The organism is Streptomyces sp. NPDC023723 (assembly GCF_040639815.1).
Classification (GTDB): Bacteria; Actinomycetota; Actinomycetes; order Streptomycetales; family Streptomycetaceae; genus Streptomyces.
Genome location: NZ_JBFAAP010000043.1, coordinates 43,560 through 61,354, shown reverse-complemented (window position 1 = coordinate 61,354; position 17,795 = coordinate 43,560). Strand labels below are relative to the sequence as shown.

Here is a 17,795-nt window from a genome sequence, read left to right as displayed (position 1 = left end):
CCGCCGCCGGCCACTGGGACCGGCGCGGCCTGCCCACCGCCCCCGGCGAGGTGGCCGCCGCTCCCGGCGCCCCGGCCCTGCTGCTCGCGCTGACCGCCGCGCTCGGCGGCGACGTCCTGGTGCCCCGGCCCTGCGCCGCCTGGTGGGCACCGTACGCCCGGCTGCTGGGCAGACCCGTCTTCCACGTCGCCACCCCGGCCGAGTGCGGCGGCGTACCCGACCCGTACGCGCTGCTGGAGACGGTGCGCCGGGTCCGCGCCGAGGGCGGCGATCCGCGGCTGCTGGTGCTCTCCGTCGCCGACGACCCCACCGGCACCGTCGCCCCGCCCGAGGTGCTGCACGAGACCGTCGAGGCCGCCGTCGCCGAGGGCCTGCACCTGATCAGCGACGAGACCTGGCGCGACAGCCTGCACGACCCGCACGACACCGTGCTGATCAGCCCCGCCGAGATGCTCCCCGAGCACGTCACCGTCGTCACCGACCTGGCCGGCGCGCTGCTGCCGCCCGGCTGGCCGGCCGCCGTCGCCCGCCTCCCCGCCTCGCCGGTCGGCAACCGCCTGCACGCGCGGGTGCTCGACGTCCTCACCGCGCTCGGCGCCCGCGTCGCCGCCCCGGTCGCGGCGGCCGCCGCGTACGCCCTGACCGAACCCGAGCCCGTCGTCGCCCACCGAGCGGCCGCCGTCCGCCTGCACGCCCGGGTGGCCGCCGCCGTGCACGCCGTGGTGACCGGCGCGGGCGCGCTGTCCCTGCCGCCGCGCGCCGGCCGGCACCTGTACGCCGACCTCGGCCCGCTGCGCCTGGCGCTGGCCGAGCGCGGCGTCGGCGACGCGCAGGAACTGGAGGACTTCCTCACCGCCCGGCTCGGCGCCCCCGCCCCCGGCGGCCACCGCTTCGGCGACGACCTCGCCGCCTTGCGGGTACGGCTGTCCACCGGCCCGCTGCTGGGCACCACGGACGAACAGCGCGCACGCTGCCTGACCGCCCCCGAACCCCTGGAACTGCCGCACACGCGACGCGCGTTGAACGACCTGAAGTCAGCGTTCGCCGACCTCCACGACGGCGGTCCCCGCGGCGGCGGTCCCCGCGGGGGTGGTCTCGACGGCGGCGGTCCCCGCGGCGGCGGTCTCCACAACGGCGGTCCCCGCAGCGGTGATCGCCACGGCGGCGATCCCCGCCACCACGATCCCCGCCACCACGATCTTCACGACGGCGATCCCCACGACGATCGGCGATGGGAGCACCCTCGATGACGCAGCAGTCCGAGCCGGCCACGAGCACGCCCGCCCAGGGCCCCGCCGCCCCGTTCCCGCCGCCGGCCCCGCCCCGGCCGCTGGCCGAGCGCCGGATGTGGCCGCGCACCTTCCACGACCGGCTGACCGCCCCACTGCCCGGCCTCAAGGCCACCGCCCGGTTCGCCCGGGAGGGCGCGGTCAGACCCGGCCGGGAGGGCCTCGCCGACATCCCCCGGCTGCCGGTCGAGCCCGGTCCGCTGCCCCGGGCCGGCACTCACGACATCGCTGTCACCTGGGCCGGGCACGCCAGCTGGATCGTGCGGATCGGCGGGCTGACCGTCCTGACCGACCCGGTGTGGTCCCGCCGTATCCTCGGCACCCCCGCCCGGATCACCCCGGTCGGCGTCCCCTGGGACGCGCTGCCGCGCGTCGACGCCGTCGTCATCAGCCACAACCACTACGACCACCTGGACGCGCCGACCCTGCGCCGGCTGCCCCGCGACACCCCGGTGTTCGTGCCGGCCGGGCTCGGCCGCTGGTTCCACCGCCGCAAGTTCACCGTCGTCACCGAGCTGGACTGGTGGGAGGCGGCCGAACTGAACGGCGTCCGCCTCGACTTCGTACCGGCCCACCACTGGTCCAAGCGCACCCTCACCGACACCTGCCGCAGCCTGTGGGGCGGCTGGGTGCTCACCGCCCCCGACGGCCGCCGGGTGTACTTCGCCGGCGACACCGGGTACGGCCACTGGTTCTCCCGCATCGGCCGCCGCTGCCCCGGGATCGACCTGGCGCTGCTCCCCATCGGCGCCTACGACCCCCGCTGGTGGCTCAGCGACGTCCACTGCGACCCGGAGGAGGCGGTCCGGGCCGCTCAGGACCTCGGCGCCCGCCGGATGGCGCCGATGCACTGGGGCACGTTCGTACTGTCCGCCGAACCCGTCCTGGAACCCCTCACCCGGGTCCGGGCCGCCTGGCAGCGGGCCGGGCTGCCCCGCGAGGACCTGTGGGACCTGCCGGTCGGCGCCTCCCGGGTGCTCGCCGCCCGCACCGCCGGTCAGCCCACCGCCCCGTCCCGGCGCCGGGCGTGAGCCAGGAACGCCGCCGGCACCGGGGAACGGTCGTCGGCCCGGCGCACACCCAGGTTGTCCGGCCGGGCCGCCGCCCGCATCGATGACGGACCCGGCCCCGCGCCGGCCCCGCAGGCGGCCGGCCCGATGGTCGTGTGCACGTCCCGCGCCTCGGTGGCCGTGTCCAGCGCGGCCGCGTGCTCGCCCAGCAGGGCTCGCAGGCCCGCGTAGGTGGCCGGTTCGTCGTCGGCCGGCGTCACGATCAGGTGCTGCCGGCCGAGCTGGGTGACTACCTCGGCGCCCCGGAACAGACCTCGACCGCGCGCGGCGCCACCCTGCGGATCGGCGACGCGGAGTCCCTCGGTGCGATCCGTGTCAACCCGGTCTCCGCCGACCCGGCCTACGTCGGGGAACTGCGGCTTGTCTTCTACCACGACGTGCCCGCCGCGGAGTTCGCCCGCTGGCACCTCACCCTCAGCCCCGATCTGCCGCTGGCCGTGCCGACCGAGCCGGTCCGCCTGACCGCCGGCCGCTGGGGGCGCGTCCCGCGCACCTTCGTCCGGCCGGCCGAGGGCTGGTCCACCACGCCCGCGCTTCAGGACCTGATGATCGCCGAAGCCGACGCGGTCGCCCCCGACCACCCCTTCACGGTCCTCGAACTCCCCGGCGGCCACTCGCCGTTCGCCGCCCGGCCCGCCGAACTCGCCGCCACCCTCGTCGCCGGGGCGCGCTGATCCCGGCCGCGGGGGAGGGGGCCGGTCACGCCTTCGCCGGCCCCCGCAGCCGCTTCCACACGCTGGGCGCCGCGCTGACCACCACGGTCAGTACGACCGCCGCCACCACGCCCTGCCACGGCTCCGGGAACAGCGAACCGCCCAGGATGCCGATCAGTTGGTACGTCACGGTCCAGGCCAGGCAGGCCGGCAGGTTGCCGCGGGCGAAGCGGCGGGTGGGCCACTTGGCCATCAGACAGGCCAGCATCACCGGGATGCGGCCGGCCGGCACCAGCCGGGACAGCACCAGCACCGCGACCCCGTGCTCGGTGAGCTTCTCCTGCGCCTGCGCGAGCCGGTCCTCGGGAGCGCGCGAGCGGATCGCCTCCAGCCAGCGCGACCCGTTCTTCGACCGCATCCCGCGCCGCCCCAGCCAGTACAGCGTCACGTCCCCGAGGAACGCGGCCAGCGACGCGGTCAGGAACACCATCCCCAGCGAGATCGCCGTCCGGTGGAAGGCGACCACCGCCGCCGAACTGACCAGCACCCCGGTCGGCACCACCGGGACCAGCGCCCCGATCAGCACCAGCAGGAACAGCGACGGATAACCGAGGGCCTGCTGGGTGGTCTCCGTCGGGACGACCGTCACGGCCGATCCGAGCCAGCTCACCGGGCGGCCTCCAGAAGCACCCGCTCGCCGTGCCCGAGCCGGTGCACCGCCACGCCCGGCGCGTGCAGCGCGGCCAGGCGCACGAACTCATCTCCCGGCGCGTGGAACTCATGGGGGCGCACGGCGTCCATCCCGATCGGCCAGTACGTGCCGTAGTGCACCGGCACCGCGCTGCGCGGCGCCAGCCGGGCCAGCGCCTGGGCCGCCCGGCCCGCGTCGAGGTGCTCCGCGCCGAGGTGCGGCCCCCAGCCGCCCACCGGCAGCAGCGCCGCGTCGACGGGTCCGACCACCTCGGCCATCTCGTCGAACAGCCCGGTGTCCCCGGCGAAGTAGGTACGGGCCTCGCCCTCGATCACATAGCCGAGGGCGGGGGAGCGGTGCGGCCCCAGCGGCAGCCGGCGTCCGTCGTGCCAGGCGGGCACCGCCCGGATGCGCAGGTCGCCGACGGTCGTCCGGTCGCCGGGCACGACCTCGGTGACCGCCAGGTGGGAGAGCCGGCGCAGGCCCGGCACGGTACGGGGCGCGCCCCGGGGCACCAGCAGCCGGGTGCCCGGCGCGAGCCGCGCGAGCGACGGCACGTGCAGGTGGTCGGCGTGCAGATGGGAGACGAGTGCCACGTCCGCCCGCCACGCCTCGGGCGGGGGGAGCGCGCCCCGGCGGCGGCGCAGATGGGCGAGCCGACGGGCGAACAACGGGTCGGTGAGCACACGTATGTTCGAGTCCTCAATCGTGCAGGTGGCGTGACCCCACCAGGTGACCTCCACCGGCACCTCTTTGCCTCCTTCGCGCGACTCCCCCGAAGCCTACGTCCAGGAGTAGGGTCGGCGGCGAAACCGGAGGTGAGGGGGACGCCATGGGACCGGTGAGAGTGACGGCGATCGCGAGTCTGACGCCGCTGGAGGAGCTGGACGCCGACCCCTTCCTGGTCGACTCCCGCAGCCAGCACGCCATGTGCGCCCGCTGGGCCGCCGAACGCGGGTACGTCGTCGCCCGGGAGCTGCTCGTCAGCCGTCTGCGGTCCGACCACGACGTCCTGTGGGACGGGGTCCGGCCCGGCCACGACCTGTTCGTGGCCCCCAGCCGCCGGGTGCTGGAGAGCGCGCTCGCCTCGGTGGAGGAGTTCACCGCGCAGTGCGCGCGGCGCGGGGTCCGGGTGGAGACGGTGGGGCACGCGGAACCGTCGTACGACGCCGAGATGAAGGCGTGCGTGCACCGCCGGCTGTCGATGCCGACGGCGGGCTACGACGGCCGCTGACGTCCGCCGGCGAGGACCTCTTGGTCCGCCGGCCGCCTCGGCCGGGCTCCCCCCCGACCGCTGCCGAGCCCGCCGGTCAAACCCCCCGGCCGGACCCGCTCGCGCCTTATGACACGCTGGAGAGCGGTCCGTGTCCGACGGCGGGCCGGGAACGTGAGGTGTGCGGAGCGTGAACGCGTGAACGGAGGGCGCTGGCGGCGGATCGCCAGCCAGATCGGCCGGAGTGTCACGGTGTGGGCGGTTTCCACGGTGACCATGCTGGTGCTCGCCGGCCTCCTGCCGGACTTCGAGCTCCAGTCCGCCAACGGGGACAGCGCGACCCGGATCGCGGTGACCGCCGCGTTCGGCGCGGGCGCCTTCGGTCTGCTGTCGGCGCTGGTGTGGCCGCTGCTGGTCCGGCTGCTGCTGCTGGTGCCGGCCCTGGTGCTCGGCCTGCTGGTCTTCTTCCTCAACGGCGCGCTGCTGCTCGTGGCGCTCCGGGTCAACCCCGCCGCGCACGGTGCCGCCGGACCGGAGACCGCGGTGGTGGTCGCCGCCGTCATGTCGGCCGTCGCCTCCGCCACCGGCGGTGCCCTCGCCGTCCGCGACGACGACGCCTACCGGCGCCGCCTCTACCGCCTCGCCGACCGCCGCCGCGGCACCGCCCCGCCCTGCCCGAGCGGCCACGGCACCGTCTTCATCCAGCTGGACGGCGTCGGCCACGACGTACTGCGGACGGCCGCCGACAAGGGCGCCATGCCCACCGTCGCCCGCTGGCTCGGCGACGGCACCGCCCCCGGCAGCCACCGGCTCATCCCCTGGCGCACCGACTGGTCCAGCCAGACCGGCGCCAGCCAGCTCGGCATCCTGCACGGCAGCAACCACGACATCCCCGCCTTCCGCTGGTACGAGAAGGACACCCGGGAGGTCATGGTCTGCAACCGCCCCTCCAGCGCCGCCGAACTCCAGCGCCGCGCCGTCGAGCACACCGGCGACGGCGGCCTGCTCACCCTGGACGGCGCCAGCCGCGGCAACCTCTTCAGCGGCGGCGCCGACCAGCAGGCCCTGGTGCTCTCCATCGCGGTGCGCCGGCGCAGCCGGGAGACCCGCTCCCGGGCCGGGTACTTCGCCTACTTCTGCGACCCCGCGGGCGCGGTCCGCACCGCCCTGTCCTTCGGCGCCGAGGTGGCCCGCGAGATCGGCCAGTCCGTCCGGGCCCGCGTCCACCAGGTCCGCCCCCGCGTCTCGCGCGGCGGCCTCTACCCCTTCGTCCGGGCCTTCGCGACCGTCGTCGAACGGGACGTCGTGGTCGCCGCGGTCATCGGCGACCTGCTGGCCGGCCGCACCGCCGTCTACGCCGACCTGGTCGCCTACGACGAGGTCGCGCACCACTCCGGACCGCACAGCCGGGACGCCGAGAAGGTCCTCGCCCGCCTGGACCGCTCCCTCGCGCTGATCGAGAAGGCCGCCGAGCACGCCCCCCGCCCGTACCGGATCGTCGTGCTGTCCGACCACGGCCAGAGCCCCGGCGAGACCTTCCACGCCCGCTACGGCCTCACCCTCGCCGACCTGGTCCGGGCCGGCTGCGGACTGCCCGTGCCGCGCAAGGCCCAGCGCACCCACAGCGGCGCCGAGGCCCGCAACACCGTCCGCGCCGCGATGGGCCGCCCGGTCGAGGAGGGCGGCGAACAGCACCGCCCCTCGCGCCGCCGCTCCGAACCCCTGGTCCTGGCCTCCGGCAACCTCGGCCTGATCTCCTTCCCGGACGTCGGCCACCGGATGAGCCGCGAGGAGATCGACGCCCGCCATCCCGCGCTGCTCGCCACCCTCGCCAACCACCCCGGCGTCGGCTTCCTGCTGGTCCGCAGCCAGGCGCACGCGGGCGACGAGTACGACGGTCTGGTGCTCGGCGCGCGCGGCGTGGAGATACCGCTGGACCGGCTCGACGAGGACCCCGGCCCGCTCGCCCCCTTCGGGCCCGGCGCCGCCGACGCCGTGCGCCGCACCCACGCCTTCCCCCACGCCGCCGACATCATGGTCAACTCCACGCTCGACCCGGCCGACGGCGAGGTGCTCGCCTTCGAGGAGCAGATCGGCTCGCACGGCGGGCTGGGCGGCGCCCAGTCCAAGGCGTTCCTGCTCTCCCCGACCGCGCTGACCGCCCCGGTCGCCGAGGGCTCGGAACTGGTCGGCGCCGAGCACGTGCACCGGGTCCTGCGCCGCTGGCTGCGCGAGTCCGACGGCCCGCAGATACCGCTGGACGATTCACCGCCCCAGGCGCACGAGGACGCACCTTTTGCGGTGCCGGACGGGGTCGTACAGGACAAAAGCGCCTGATTTGGCCGGCTGCCGGGGAGTGCCCGACCATGGGCGGCGCCCGGCGATCCCGGGCCGCACCACCCGGAAAGGCCAGAGAGGCGCACCACCCATGCACGTCACCGGGACCGCAACCCCGCCGGCCCCGCGGCCGACCCCGGACCGGCACACCCGCCGCTTCGGACTCCCCGTCGCCACCGCCCTGGTCATGGGCAACATCATCGGCGGCGGCATCTTCCTGCTCCCGGCCTCCGTCGCCCCCTTCGGCACGGTCAGCCTGCTCGCCTTCGGCGTCCTCACCGTCGGCGCGATCGCCCTCGCGCTGGTCTTCGGCCGGCTCGCCGCCCGCGATCCGCGCACCGGCGGACCGTACGTCTACGCCCGCGAGGCGTTCGGCGACTTCGCCGGGTTCCTCGCCGCCTGGGCGTACTGGATCACCACCTGGGTCTCCAACGCGGCCCTCGCCGTCGCCGCCGTCGGCTACCTCGACGTCCTGCTCCCGGTGCACGGCCACCGCTGGACCGCCTGCCTGGCCGCCCTCGTCCTGCAGTGGCTGCCCGCGCTCGCCAACTTCGCCGGCACCCGGTACGTCGGCGCCGTACAACTCGTCTCGACCGTGCTGAAGTTCGTCCCGCTGCTGCTGGTCGCCGTGGGCGGGCTGTTCTTCTTCGACGCGGACAACCTCGGCCCGTTCAACGCGAGCGGCACCGGCGCGCTCGGCGCGGTGTCCGCCTCCGCCGCGATCCTGCTCTTCTCCTATCTCGGCGTGGAGTCCGCCGCGGTCAGCGCCGGCGAGGTCAAGGACCCGCGGCGGACCGTGGGCAGGGCCACCGTCATCGGCACCGCGGGCGCCGCCCTCGTCTATCTGCTGGGCACCCTCTCGGTCTTCGGCACCGTCGCCCACGACCGCCTGGTCGGCTCCACCGCACCCTTCTCCGACGCCGTCAACGCCATGTTCGGCGGCGCCTGGGGCGGCTGGGCCGTCGCGCTGGCCGCGCTGGTGTCGATGACCGGCTGCCTCAACGGCTGGACGCTGCTCAGCGCCCAGACCCCGTACGCCGCCGCCCGGGACGGCCTGTTCCCGGCCGCCTTCGCCCGCAAGCGGCGCGGCGTGCCGACCGTGGGCGTGGCGGTCACCGTGGTCCTCGCCTCGCTGCTCACCGTCTACAACTACGCCGCCGGCCCGGGCCGGGTCTTCGAGGTCCTGGTCCTGGTCACCACCTTCACCGCCACCGTCCCCTACCTGCTGGCCACCGCCGCCCAGCTGTACCACCTGCTGTCCGGCCGCCGCGCACAGGTGAACCGGGCCCGGCTGGTCCGGGACGCGGTGGCCGCCTCGGTGGCGGCGGCCTTCTCCCTGTGGCTGGTCGCCGGCGCCGGGTACGCGGCGGTCTACCAGGGCGTGCTGTTCCTGTTCGCGGGCGTGCTGGTGTACGCGGTGCTGGCGGGCCGGCGTACCCGCGACCGGCGTTCAGCCGTCGGTGAACCCCCGTTCGCCGTGGACGGGCCCCGAGTGTGATCGGATAGGGACGGAACCATCCGAACCGCGAAAGGACTTGACGTGGCCACCACGCGCTCCGCACACACCGTCTGGGAAGGCAACCTGTTCGAGGGCAACGGCGTCGTCACCTTCGACTCGTCCGGCATCGGCGAGCAGCCGGTGTCCTGGCCGTCCCGCGCCGAGCAGGCGAACGGGAAGACCAGCCCCGAGGAGCTGATCGCCGCCGCCCACTCGTCCTGCTTCTCCATGGCCCTGTCCAACGGCCTGACCGGTGCCGGCACCCCGCCCACCAAGCTCGTCACCTCCGCCGACGTCACCTTCCAGCCCGGTGAGGGCATCACCGGCATCCACCTCACCGTGGAGGGCACCGTGGCCGGCCTCGACAACGACGCGTTCGTCGCCGCCGCCGAGGACGCCAAGCAGAACTGCCCGGTCAGCCAGGCCCTGACCGGCACGACCATCACCCTGTCGGCGAAGCTCGCCTGAGCGCGCCGGGTGCGCGTCCGGTGCCGTGCGCGGCGCGCGGCACCGGACGCCGCAGGCCCCTTACTCGTACCAGTAGGCGCCCTTGATCCCCTCGTTGCGGCCGGTCCACCAGACCTCCATGCTGCCGGGGATGCGGGCGAGGGCCGCGAATCCGGCACCGGAGGCGGAGTTGTCCCCGGCGAGCCGGTAGCGCCCCCACGGCTGCCCCTCGTACCAGTAGGCGCCCTCCGCCGACCCGCCGCCGCCCGCCCACCACAGCTCCATGCTGCCGGGGATCCGGGAGACCGACGCGAGGGACGTACCCCGGTCGGCGCTGTTGTCGGGGGCGAGTTGATAGCGGTTCCAGGGCTGTCCCTCGTACCAGTACGCCCCCTCGACCGACCCGTTGCCGCCCGGCCACCACAGCTCCATGCTGCCCGGGATGCGCGAGACCGCGGTGATGCCGCCGACCACGGACGCGCTGTTGTCGGGGGCGAGCCGGTAGCGGTTCCAGGGGTGCCCGTCGTACCAGTAGGCGCCTTCGACCGATCCGCCCCGGCCGGTCCACCACACTTCCATGCTGCCGTCGATGCGGGAGACCGCGGCCAGGCCCCCGTTGTCGGCGGCGCTGTTGTCGGGGGCGAGCTGGTAGCGGTTCCAGGGGTGCCCGTCGTACCAGTAGGCGCCTTCGACCGATCCGCTCCGGCCGGTCCACCACACTTCCATGCTGCCCGGGATGCGGGAGACCGCGGTGAGCGCCGAGCCGGCTCTGGCGCTGCCGTTCGGGGCGAGCTGGTAGCGGGTCCACGGCTGGCCCTCGTACCAGTAGGCGCCCTCGACCGATCCGCCGGGACCGGTCCACCACACTTCCATGCTGCCGTCGATGCGGGAGACCGCGGCCAGGCCCCCGTTGTCGGCGGCGCTGTTGTCGGGGGCGAGCTGGTAGCGGTTCCAGGGGTGCCCGTCGTACCAGTAGGCGCCCTCGACCGATCCGCTCCGGCCGGTCCACCAGAGTTCCATGCTGCCGTCGATGCGGGAGACCGCCGCGACACCGCTGCCCGGATCGGCGCTGCCGCCCGGCGCGAGCTCGTACGACTGCCATGCTGCGCACATACCAGTTCCTCCTCCGTCGATCGCCAGTGATTGACGTGTACGGAACGTAGCAACGCGCTCACTCAAGGGCACCGGCGTGAAACCGGCGGCGACAGCAGGATGTACCACCGCGCGAAGCCCGGGGGGTTGGCGGCGCGGGGGCGGGAGTGCGGTGGTGACCGGGGGCCGGGCCGGCCGAGGGGTGTGCGGGGGGTGGCGGCTCAGCCGGCGTCGCAGTCCCGTTGCAGCAGGTGCAGGGCGCGCAGGGACGCCTCCAGGGCGAACCGCCGGTCGGGGTCGGCGAGGCGGTCGCCCAGCAGGGCGTCCAGATTGCGCAGGCGGTAGCGGACGGTCTGGGCGTGCACGCCGAGCAGCTCGCCGACCTGCTCGGCGGGGGCCCGGGTGGAGACGTGCACCCGCAGGGTCTCCACCAGCCGGTCGCGGCGGCTGGCGGGCAGATGGTCGACCGGGGCCAGCTCACCGGCCGCCAGGTGGGACACCAGCGCTGGGTCCGACAGCAGCCACAGCGTCACCAGGTGGTCGGCGCAGCGGACCACGGGCGCGTCCGGCACCACCCCCTCGTCGATCAGCTGCGCCACCCGCCGTGCCCAGCGGATGGAGTCCGCCGCCTGGGCCAGCGGCACGGTCAGCCCCACCACGGCGCGCGCGCCGGTCAGGGCCGCGTCGAGCATGGCCCGGCGCTCCGGGGTGAGCGCGCCCGGCACCAGCAGGTGCGGCTGCGGGACGTCCAGGTCGGACAGCACGTCGTCGGCGAGACCCGCCTCCAGGTGCTCCGGCACCGGGGACCGCAGGGCGATCATGGTGATCTCGGTGGGCAGCGGCCAGGCGGCCGCCTCGCACAGCCCGGTCAGTGCCTGGGGCAGCGGGGGAGCCGCCAGGATGAGGTGCAGCAGCCGTCTTCGCTGGGCCGGCACCTCGGAGAAGGCCCGGGACTGCACCTCGACATAGCCCTCGCGGGAGATCCGCTCCAGTTCCTCGACGTAGGCGAAGAGGGCGTCGGCGAAGGCGAGGATCAGGGCGGGGGAGAGCCGGTACTGCTGGCCCAGCGCCTTGGCGCGGCGCAGCGCGACCCGGGCGCCGAGCCGGTACGCCCCCTGGAGGGTGTCCAGTTCCCGGCCCTCGTAGGCTTCCACCCGGCCGAACCGGCGCAGCAGTTCGTCGCGCAGCGCGGCGTTCTTGCCCGGGTCGGCGACCCGGTCCACGAAGGCGTAGAGGGCCTGCTCGACGCCCTGCCGGATGGCGTCGGCGTTCGGGCCGTTGAGCAGCCGGCCGTAGACCGGGTAGGCCCGGGTGACCTCGATGCCGATCTCCTTCATCAGACCGGGCAACTCCGGCCGCATGAAGGCGGCGAACTCCTTGGGAAGGGGTTCGAGCGGTTCACCGACCTCCGGCGGCCGCGCGGTTGAAGGCATGAGTGCCGTCCCTTGCTCTCCGGTGCCCACGGTGCGCCGGGCGGGTGCCCCCGGAGCAGGTGCAAGGGAGGCACCCGACCGGACTTGGGGTGCTGCGTGTCTGGGCTGTTGAAGCTAAATCATGTTCGGTGGGACGTACACAGTCCGTGCACATTTAGGTGCGGGGGGACGGGACGGGGCTGCCGGGACGGCTGAGAATCGCCGTTGCGCGGCCATTAACTGACGGCGGAGTGCCAGTTCTGCGCCAGCCGCTCGCCCGCGTCGGGGGCGACGGTGCCGGGGGCGTTCAGACCGGCGAGCGCGGTCTGGGTGTTGTTGAGGGTGAGGCTGTTCTTCCCGGCGGCGGAGGGCAGGCCGGTCTTGAGGTTGACCGCCGCGTCGATGATGCCCAGCAGCCCGAGGCCGCAGCCGCTGGCGCCGGGCACCGCGAAGGTGCTGTCGTTCTGGGCCGGCCCGGTGAGGTTGATGCGGCTCATCTCGCCGTCGTCGGCGAGCGTGCCGTCACCCTGGAAGAACGTCATGCCGAACTCGGGGAACTCCAGGTTCTCCGGCTGGAGCACGACGGGCTTGGCCTGGGTGCCGATGTAGCACTTGCTGCCGAGCAGCGGGTTCTCCAGGTGGATGCGGACGGGTATGGCGACGATCGGCTCCCCGGTGAGGATGCCCGCGGTCTGGTTGAAGGCGTAGGGGGTGCCGACGGACTCCACCGTCGCCGTGATCTTGTTGAGGGAGCTGTTGCTGAGCTGCTCGCAGATCGCGGTGACGGCGGGCACGTTGCTCGGGCACATCAGCCCCAGCAGCCCGCCGGGGACGGTCGCGGAGTCGGCGATCAGCGCGCCGCCGGCCGGGGCCACCACGGTGCTGGTCCCGTCGGAGTTCTGCACCACCCCGATCTGGAGGTTGGTCCTGCCGGTGGTGACGGTGGTGTTGCCCAGTTTGATGGAGCCGCTGGCCGAGCTGGAGACCACGCACTGCGGGGTCCGGGTCAGGCCGTCCGCGGCCAGCATCGCCGGCGCGTCCACCGGACAGCGGGTGAAGGGCGCCCACTCGCCGTTCGGCACGGCGGCCGCCGCGGTCGCGGTGCCCATGGCCGCGAAGGCACCCAGCGCGGTGCCGACGGCGGTGACGGTGGTGGCGATTCTCGCGCGGTGGGAGAAGCGGTTCATGAGGGTGCCTTCCGTAAGGGGCTGGGGGAGGGGGCTCAGCGCTCGGGTACGGGGATCTTCAGCGGTTGCAGATCGGGGGTGCACTCGCTCTCGAAGTTCGGGGCAGCCTGACCGCACGTCTGGCCCTGCATCTGCTTGACGTAGTTGCCGGGTCCGGAGACCGAGGCGGTGAGCAGCGGGTCGAGGTCCTCGCCGTGCGCGCCGCAGCCGGTGAAGGAGGGAATGGTCATCTCGCCGGTCAGCGGGCCGCCGGAGAGCAGGATGTAACCGGTGGGCAGCTCGGCGTTGGCGTACTCGCCGCGCCCGTGCAGGACCAGGTGGTCCCCGGGGTGCTGGGCGGGGTCGGGGTCGGCGGAGGTGAGCGAGGAACTGGTGCGGCAGTCGTCGCCGACGTCCAGCGGGACGCCGTTGACCTCCAGGGAGGTGATCCGGAGCACCAGCGGGACGCGGATGTGGGTGTCCATGGTGGTGTAGAAGGTCGCCAGGCTCATCTCGCCGTAGGCGTCGAGGGTGAGCGGGCCGGTCTGTTCCAGCACCATGGTGGCCTTGGTCGGGGTGAAGCCGAAGGTGAGGAAGGTGGCCTCGAACGGCGCGGACCGGGCGGCGCCCTGGTAGTCGAGCCGGCCCTCGGAGTGCTGGGTGATGATGCCCTTGGTGAAGTCGGGCGACAGGGCGAAGTCCGACTGGCCCTGTTCGATGAGCGTGCACATGATCGGCAGCAGGGCGGCGCCGTCCAGCTTGCGCACGTTCGAGTAGCCGGTGATGTACGCGCTCAGCGACATCGGCCCCGAGGGATACTCCTCGGTGTACCGGCAGGGCGGGGCGGTCCGGTCGGCGGCGGCGTCGCCGGGCGCCTCCTCGGCCACCTTCGGGGCCCGCTCGCCCTGTTCGCCCCCGGGTCCGTCCGTGGCGTCCCCGGAGGGCGAGGCGGACCCGGACGGGGTGCCGGAGGGCGAGGGCGAACCGCTCGGCCCGGACCCGACCGCCACGGTGGCCAGCAGACCGTCGCCGGGGGCGTCCGCGCCCAGCGAGCAGTCGACGGTCAGCGGGTCGACGGCGGTGCCGTCCGCCGCCGTCGCCGCCAGGTCCAGGGACAACTGCCCGGCGGAGAAGACCAGATCGCTGTCGCCCTGCCCGGTCACCGAGGGCACGTCACCCGTGGCCGTCAGGGTGAGCGGTCCGGCCGCCGGGACGGCGACCGGCTCCGCGGTGCCCCGCCAGGTCGCCTCGGCGCCGGCCTCGCCCTGGGCGACGCCGACGCCGAGCCGGGTCGCCGCCCGGACCTCGGCCGCGCCCAGCGCGGTGAGGTCGGCCACCGCCTGCTCGGGCAGTTCCACGGTGGTGGTCACGTCCGCGGGCAGCACCGGCTCACCGGCCGCCACTTGGTCCGGGAAGTCCGCCGCGATCCGGACCGGCACCGGGTACTCCCCGGAGGGCAGCGCGCACGCGTAGGACAGCGCGGCGTCGACCTGCTGCGTGCCGCCCGCGACGGCCACCGTGGGCACGGTGGCGGCCAGCACCACGAACGCGGCGATCGCCGCCCGGCGGCGGGCGGCGGAACGCGGGGGTCTGCGGGGGCCTGGCATCTGTCGCTCCGCTCAGGTCGATAGGGGTCCGGGCGGCCGGCCGCCACCGGGTACGGACGCGCGGCCCGCGGGTGCCCGGCCGGGACCACCGGCCGGGCACCCGCGGGCCGTTGCCGCTTACGGGTTGGAGCCGACGATCGTCGGGATGGTGCTGGTGCCGGTGACCTTCACCGCGTAGTTGCCCTTGAAGGTGGGCTTGGTGGCGGTGGTGACCAGGGTGCCGCAGCCGCTGGCCGCGGTGACGGACAGTTCACCGGAGACACTGTTGACGGCCAGGACGCCGGTGGAGTTGGTGTAGGTGGCGGAGGCCTTGCCCTGCACGGTGAAGGCGCAGGCGCCGGCGGTCACGTTCGCCTTGACGTTGCCGACATAGCCCTTGGTGACACCGGTCGAGGCGGTGTAGTCCTGGGCGACGACCGTCCAGGGGGTGATGGACGTGGTCGTGATGTTGCCCAGGATGCTGGTGCACGGGGCGCCGCTGGTACCGAAGTTGATGGCGTTGATGTTGGCCACCGTGGCGGGGTTGCCGGTGGCGCTGGCCATCGTGCCCGAGGCGCTCGACGTCGTACACGTCATCGGGATGTTGGCGGTCAGCACGATGTTCCCGACGTTGGTCGCCGTGAAGTTGGCCGGCGACGGGGTGACGGTCCAGACGGTGGAGGGGACGGCCGAGGCGGGGGCGACGGCCATGGCGAAGGCGGCGGCGCCCGCGCCGGCGACGACGGCGATTCTTGTCAGGGGCTTCTTCATGACTCCGGGACTCTCCTTGTGGATTGACCGGCGAAGGGGGATCGCGCCCGCTCCGACGAGCGGGGGAAACGGGCGGTCCGCGGCTTGGAAATCCTCGACCGCGCTCCCGACGTTACTTGCGGGAAACTTAGCCGAACAATGTCGCCGACCATGATTCTTTGGGAAAGCCGAAGAATCCGTTCCCAGGTGAGCAGTCCGATGTGCGGCTTAGTCACCCGCTGCTAAGGCCGGCACCGCCGCCCGGTCCGGTACCGGGGCCGTCCCATTGTGCCGGATGGCGGCCGAACTGCGCCGCCGGGCGCGGAAATCACTCACCTGGTGACAAGAAGAGGGCGCCTTTTTGTCGCCCGGCTGCCAAAGAGCCGAGGGTCGGCCCGAAACCTTCGGAAAAGTCGGAACCGGCTCTTGCCCGCCCAGGTTACTCAGCCGTAGCGTGCCGGACACGGCACTGAACTCCTGGTCGGTACCCCCCGGCCGCGGAGACGTGACGGATGACTTCCGGCCTTGCCCTCCTTCAGGGGCGGACATCCGTCGGCAGGGCCGCGCGGAGCCGTCCCCCCGGCCGCCGCGCGGCCCTGCCCCGCACCGCGCAGACAAAGTCCACGAGCGGGTTTGTCTGCGCGGTGACAAAGAACGAGAAGGGCGGCGGGACCCGGCGTCCCGCCTATTGTCAGTGAACCGTGCACCGGCTTAACGTGCGCTCCGCGGTGCACACCGGCAGCACCCTCTTTGGAGGTGATATGGGAATCGAAGTGGTGGTCGAGGGTCTCACCAAGTCCTTCGGCAAGCAGCGGATCTGGCAGGACGTGACCCTCACGCTGCCGGCCGGAGAAGTCAGCGTCATGCTCGGTCCGTCCGGCACCGGGAAGACGGTTTTTCTGAAGTCGCTCATCGGACTTCTCAAGCCCGAGCGGGGCCGTGTCCTCATCGACGGCGTCGACATGGTGAACAGCCCGGAACGCGATATATACGAGACCCGGAAAAAGTTCGGGCTCATGTTCCAGGACGGCGCCCTTTTCGGTTCCATGTCCCTCTTCGACAACATCGCCTTTCCGCTGCGCGAGCACACCCGCAAGAAGGAGTCGGAGATCCGCCGCATCGTCATGGAGCGGATCGACGTGGTGGGACTGCTGGGCGCCGAGGGCAAACTGCCGGGGGAGATCAGCGGCGGCATGCGCAAACGGGCCGGGCTGGCCCGGGCGCTGGTCCTGGACCCGCAGATCATCCTGTGCGACGAGCCGGACTCCGGGCTCGACCCGGTCCGCACCGCCTTCCTCTCCCAGCTGCTGATCGACCTGAACGCGCAGATCGACGCGACGATGCTGATCGTCACCCACAACCTCGACATCGCCGCCACCGTGCCCGACAACATGGGCATGCTCTACCGGCGCGAACTGGTCACCTTCGGCCCCCGGGAGGTGCTGCTGACCAGCGAGGAACCGGCCGTGGCGCAGTTCCTGGCCGGGCGCCGCGAGGGCCCGATCGGCATGTCCGAGGAGAAGGACGCCGCCACCCTGGCCGCCGAGGCGGCCGGCCCGCGCCCGGTGGCGGACCGCCCCCGGGAGATCGTCCCGCAACTGGAGCCGTCCCCCGGGCTGCCGCCGCGCCGCGCCGTCGGGCGCCGCCGCGAACGCGTCCTGGGCATGCTGGACCGGCTGCCGCCCGCCGCCCGCGCCGCCATCCAGCGCACGTACGCCACCCGCGGCAACACCGGCACCCATGGCAACGCCGGCACCGGCACCCCCGGCGCGCCGGACGCCACGGCCGCCGCCACCCTCCCGCTGCCCGCCGCCGGGAGTGGTACATGATCACCGGCGCGCTGCGGCAGACGGGACAGCTCTTCGCGCTCGCCGCCGAGGTGGCCCGCGCGATCTTCCGGCGGCCGTTCCAGTTCCGCGAGTTCATCGAGCAGTTCTGGTTCATCGCGAGCGTCACCATCCTGCCCGCCGCCCTGGTCTCCATCCCGTTCGGCGCGGTGATCGCCCTCCAAGTCGGCTCGCTCACCCAGCAGTTGGGAGCCCAGTCCTTCACCGGCGGGGCCAGCGTGCTGGCCGTCGTGCAGCAGGCCAGCCCGCTGATCGTCGCCCTGCTGATCGCCGGCGCGGCCGGCTCCGCGATCTGCGCCGACCTCGGCTCGCGCACCATCCGCGAGGAACTGGACGCCATGGAGATCATGGGCGTCTCGCCCGTGCAGCGCCTGGTGGTGCCCCGGGTGCTGGCCACCATGGGCGTCGCCGTCCTGCTCAACGGCCTGGTCTCCGCGGTCGGCATCCTCGGCGGCTACGTCTTCAACGTCTTCCTCCAGGACGGCACCCCCGGCGCCTACCTCTCCAGCTTCTCCGCCCTCGCCCAGCTCCCCGACCTGTACATCAGCGAACTCAAGGCGCTGGTCTTCGGGTTCATCGCCGGCATCGTCGCCGCCTACCGGGGCCTGAACCCGCGCGGCGGCCCCAAGGGCGTCGGCGACGCCGTCAACCAGTCCGTCGTCATCACCTTCCTGCTGCTCTTCTTCGTCAACATGGTGATGACGGGCGTCTACCTCCAGATCGTTCCGCCGAAGGGAGGCTGAA

Annotated in this window: 16 protein-coding genes and 1 pseudogene; 9 read left to right on the top strand and 8 right to left on the bottom strand. The window is 73.7% G+C overall.

Features of this window, described 5'->3' with window-relative positions; genetic code table 11:
- On the top strand, positions 1–1,250 hold a 1,250-nt coding region (locus AB0G32_RS31215), incomplete at its 5' end, for an aminotransferase class I/II-fold pyridoxal phosphate-dependent enzyme (protein WP_361170834.1).
- Positions 1,247–2,320: an MBL fold metallo-hydrolase gene (locus AB0G32_RS31210; protein WP_361170831.1), complete on the top strand. Its 1,074-nt coding sequence runs from the start codon at positions 1,247–1,249 to the stop codon at positions 2,318–2,320. The genes AB0G32_RS31215 and AB0G32_RS31210, both read left to right, overlap by 4 nt.
- Here AB0G32_RS31210 and AB0G32_RS31205 read toward each other — a convergent pair.
- Entirely contained in the window at positions 2,287–2,559 is a 273-nt protein-coding gene (locus tag AB0G32_RS31205; protein WP_361170828.1) for a hypothetical protein, read from the bottom strand. The genes AB0G32_RS31210 and AB0G32_RS31205 overlap by 34 nt on opposite strands.
- A gap of 27 nt (positions 2,560–2,586) precedes the next feature.
- On the opposite strand from AB0G32_RS31205, the pseudogene AB0G32_RS31200 reads away from it, so the two are divergent.
- A pseudogene (locus AB0G32_RS31200) lies at positions 2,587–3,033 on the top strand (alpha/beta hydrolase); the annotation flags it as partial.
- 25 nt (positions 3,034–3,058) lie between these two features.
- On the opposite strand, the gene AB0G32_RS31195 reads toward AB0G32_RS31200, so the two are convergent.
- Both AB0G32_RS31195 and AB0G32_RS31190 read right to left on the bottom strand, forming a co-directional pair.
- Positions 3,059–3,682: a VTT domain-containing protein gene (locus AB0G32_RS31195; protein WP_361170825.1), complete on the bottom strand. Its 624-nt coding sequence runs from the start codon at positions 3,680–3,682 to the stop codon at positions 3,059–3,061.
- On the bottom strand, positions 3,679–4,452 hold the full coding sequence (locus AB0G32_RS31190) for an MBL fold metallo-hydrolase (protein WP_361170821.1): 774 nt from the start codon (positions 4,450–4,452) through the stop codon (positions 3,679–3,681). Before AB0G32_RS31190 ends, AB0G32_RS31195 begins: the two co-directional genes overlap by 4 nt.
- An 83-nt stretch (positions 4,453–4,535) precedes the next feature.
- Between AB0G32_RS31190 and AB0G32_RS31185 the strand changes: the two genes are divergently transcribed.
- From AB0G32_RS31185 to AB0G32_RS31170, 4 genes are all read left to right on the top strand, one after another.
- Positions 4,536–4,937 carry a hypothetical protein gene (locus AB0G32_RS31185; protein ID WP_361170818.1) on the top strand — a complete coding sequence of 134 codons (402 nt, stop codon included), beginning with the start codon at positions 4,536–4,538 and terminating at the stop codon, positions 4,935–4,937.
- Between the two features lie 177 nt (positions 4,938–5,114).
- Positions 5,115–7,253 carry an alkaline phosphatase family protein gene (locus AB0G32_RS31180; protein WP_361170815.1) on the top strand — a complete coding sequence of 713 codons (2,139 nt, stop codon included), beginning with the start codon at positions 5,115–5,117 and terminating at the stop codon, positions 7,251–7,253.
- Between the two features lie 91 nt (positions 7,254–7,344).
- Positions 7,345–8,751 (top strand): amino acid permease, encoded by a 1,407-nt coding sequence (locus tag AB0G32_RS31175; RefSeq protein WP_361170812.1) that lies wholly within the window; start codon positions 7,345–7,347, stop codon positions 8,749–8,751.
- Positions 8,752–8,793: 42 nt separating this feature from the next.
- Entirely contained in the window at positions 8,794–9,219 is a 426-nt protein-coding gene (locus AB0G32_RS31170) for an OsmC family protein (protein ID WP_361170809.1), read from the top strand.
- A gap of 60 nt (positions 9,220–9,279) precedes the next feature.
- On the opposite strand, the gene AB0G32_RS31165 is transcribed toward AB0G32_RS31170, so the two are convergent.
- From AB0G32_RS31165 to AB0G32_RS31145, 5 genes are all read right to left on the bottom strand, one after another.
- Positions 9,280–10,311, bottom strand: coding sequence for a hypothetical protein (locus AB0G32_RS31165; RefSeq protein WP_361170806.1), 1,032 nt, complete (start codon positions 10,309–10,311; stop codon positions 9,280–9,282).
- Between the two features lie 200 nt (positions 10,312–10,511).
- Positions 10,512–11,723 carry a helix-turn-helix domain-containing protein gene (locus AB0G32_RS31160; protein WP_361170803.1) on the bottom strand — a complete coding sequence of 404 codons (1,212 nt, stop codon included), beginning with the start codon at positions 11,721–11,723 and terminating at the stop codon, positions 10,512–10,514.
- Positions 11,724–11,938: 215 nt separating this feature from the next.
- Complete coding sequence (locus AB0G32_RS31155; RefSeq protein WP_361170800.1) at positions 11,939–12,889, bottom strand: hypothetical protein; 951 nt, start codon at positions 12,887–12,889, stop codon at positions 11,939–11,941.
- Positions 12,890–12,924: 35 nt separating this feature from the next.
- Positions 12,925–14,475 (bottom strand): DUF6801 domain-containing protein, encoded by a 1,551-nt coding sequence (locus tag AB0G32_RS31150; protein WP_361170797.1) that lies wholly within the window; start codon positions 14,473–14,475, stop codon positions 12,925–12,927.
- Between the two features lie 117 nt (positions 14,476–14,592).
- Positions 14,593–15,225 (bottom strand): hypothetical protein, encoded by a 633-nt coding sequence (locus AB0G32_RS31145; RefSeq protein ID WP_361170794.1) that lies wholly within the window; start codon positions 15,223–15,225, stop codon positions 14,593–14,595.
- Between the two features lie 740 nt (positions 15,226–15,965).
- Here AB0G32_RS31145 and AB0G32_RS31140 point away from each other — a divergent pair.
- Together AB0G32_RS31140 and AB0G32_RS31135 are read left to right on the top strand one after the other, a co-directional pair.
- Complete coding sequence (locus tag AB0G32_RS31140; RefSeq protein ID WP_361170791.1) at positions 15,966–17,033, top strand: ATP-binding cassette domain-containing protein; 1,068 nt, start codon at positions 15,966–15,968, stop codon at positions 17,031–17,033.
- Positions 17,030–17,794, top strand: coding sequence for an ABC transporter permease (locus AB0G32_RS31135; RefSeq protein ID WP_361170788.1), 765 nt, complete (start codon positions 17,030–17,032; stop codon positions 17,792–17,794). Before AB0G32_RS31140 ends, AB0G32_RS31135 begins: the two co-directional genes overlap by 4 nt.
- Position 17,795: the final 1 nt, after the last annotated feature.

Coding starts and splice junctions, on each gene's coding strand:
- AB0G32_RS31185 (WP_361170818.1), top strand. CDS start 4,536: ATGGGACCGGTGAGAGTGACGGCGATCGCGAGTCTGACGCCGCTGGAG.
- AB0G32_RS31135 (WP_361170788.1), top strand. CDS start 17,030: ATGATCACCGGCGCGCTGCGGCAGACGGGACAGCTCTTCGCGCTCGCC.
- AB0G32_RS31140 (WP_361170791.1), top strand. CDS start 15,966: ATGGGAATCGAAGTGGTGGTCGAGGGTCTCACCAAGTCCTTCGGCAAG.
- AB0G32_RS31145 (WP_361170794.1), bottom strand. CDS start 15,225: ATGAAGAAGCCCCTGACAAGAATCGCCGTCGTCGCCGGCGCGGGCGCC.
- AB0G32_RS31160 (WP_361170803.1), bottom strand. CDS start 11,723: ATGCCTTCAACCGCGCGGCCGCCGGAGGTCGGTGAACCGCTCGAACCC.
- AB0G32_RS31155 (WP_361170800.1), bottom strand. CDS start 12,889: ATGAACCGCTTCTCCCACCGCGCGAGAATCGCCACCACCGTCACCGCC.
- AB0G32_RS31175 (WP_361170812.1), top strand. CDS start 7,345: ATGCACGTCACCGGGACCGCAACCCCGCCGGCCCCGCGGCCGACCCCG.
- AB0G32_RS31150 (WP_361170797.1), bottom strand. CDS start 14,475: ATGCCAGGCCCCCGCAGACCCCCGCGTTCCGCCGCCCGCCGCCGGGCG.
- AB0G32_RS31165 (WP_361170806.1), bottom strand. CDS start 10,311: ATGTGCGCAGCATGGCAGTCGTACGAGCTCGCGCCGGGCGGCAGCGCC.
- AB0G32_RS31210 (WP_361170831.1), top strand. CDS start 1,247: ATGACGCAGCAGTCCGAGCCGGCCACGAGCACGCCCGCCCAGGGCCCC.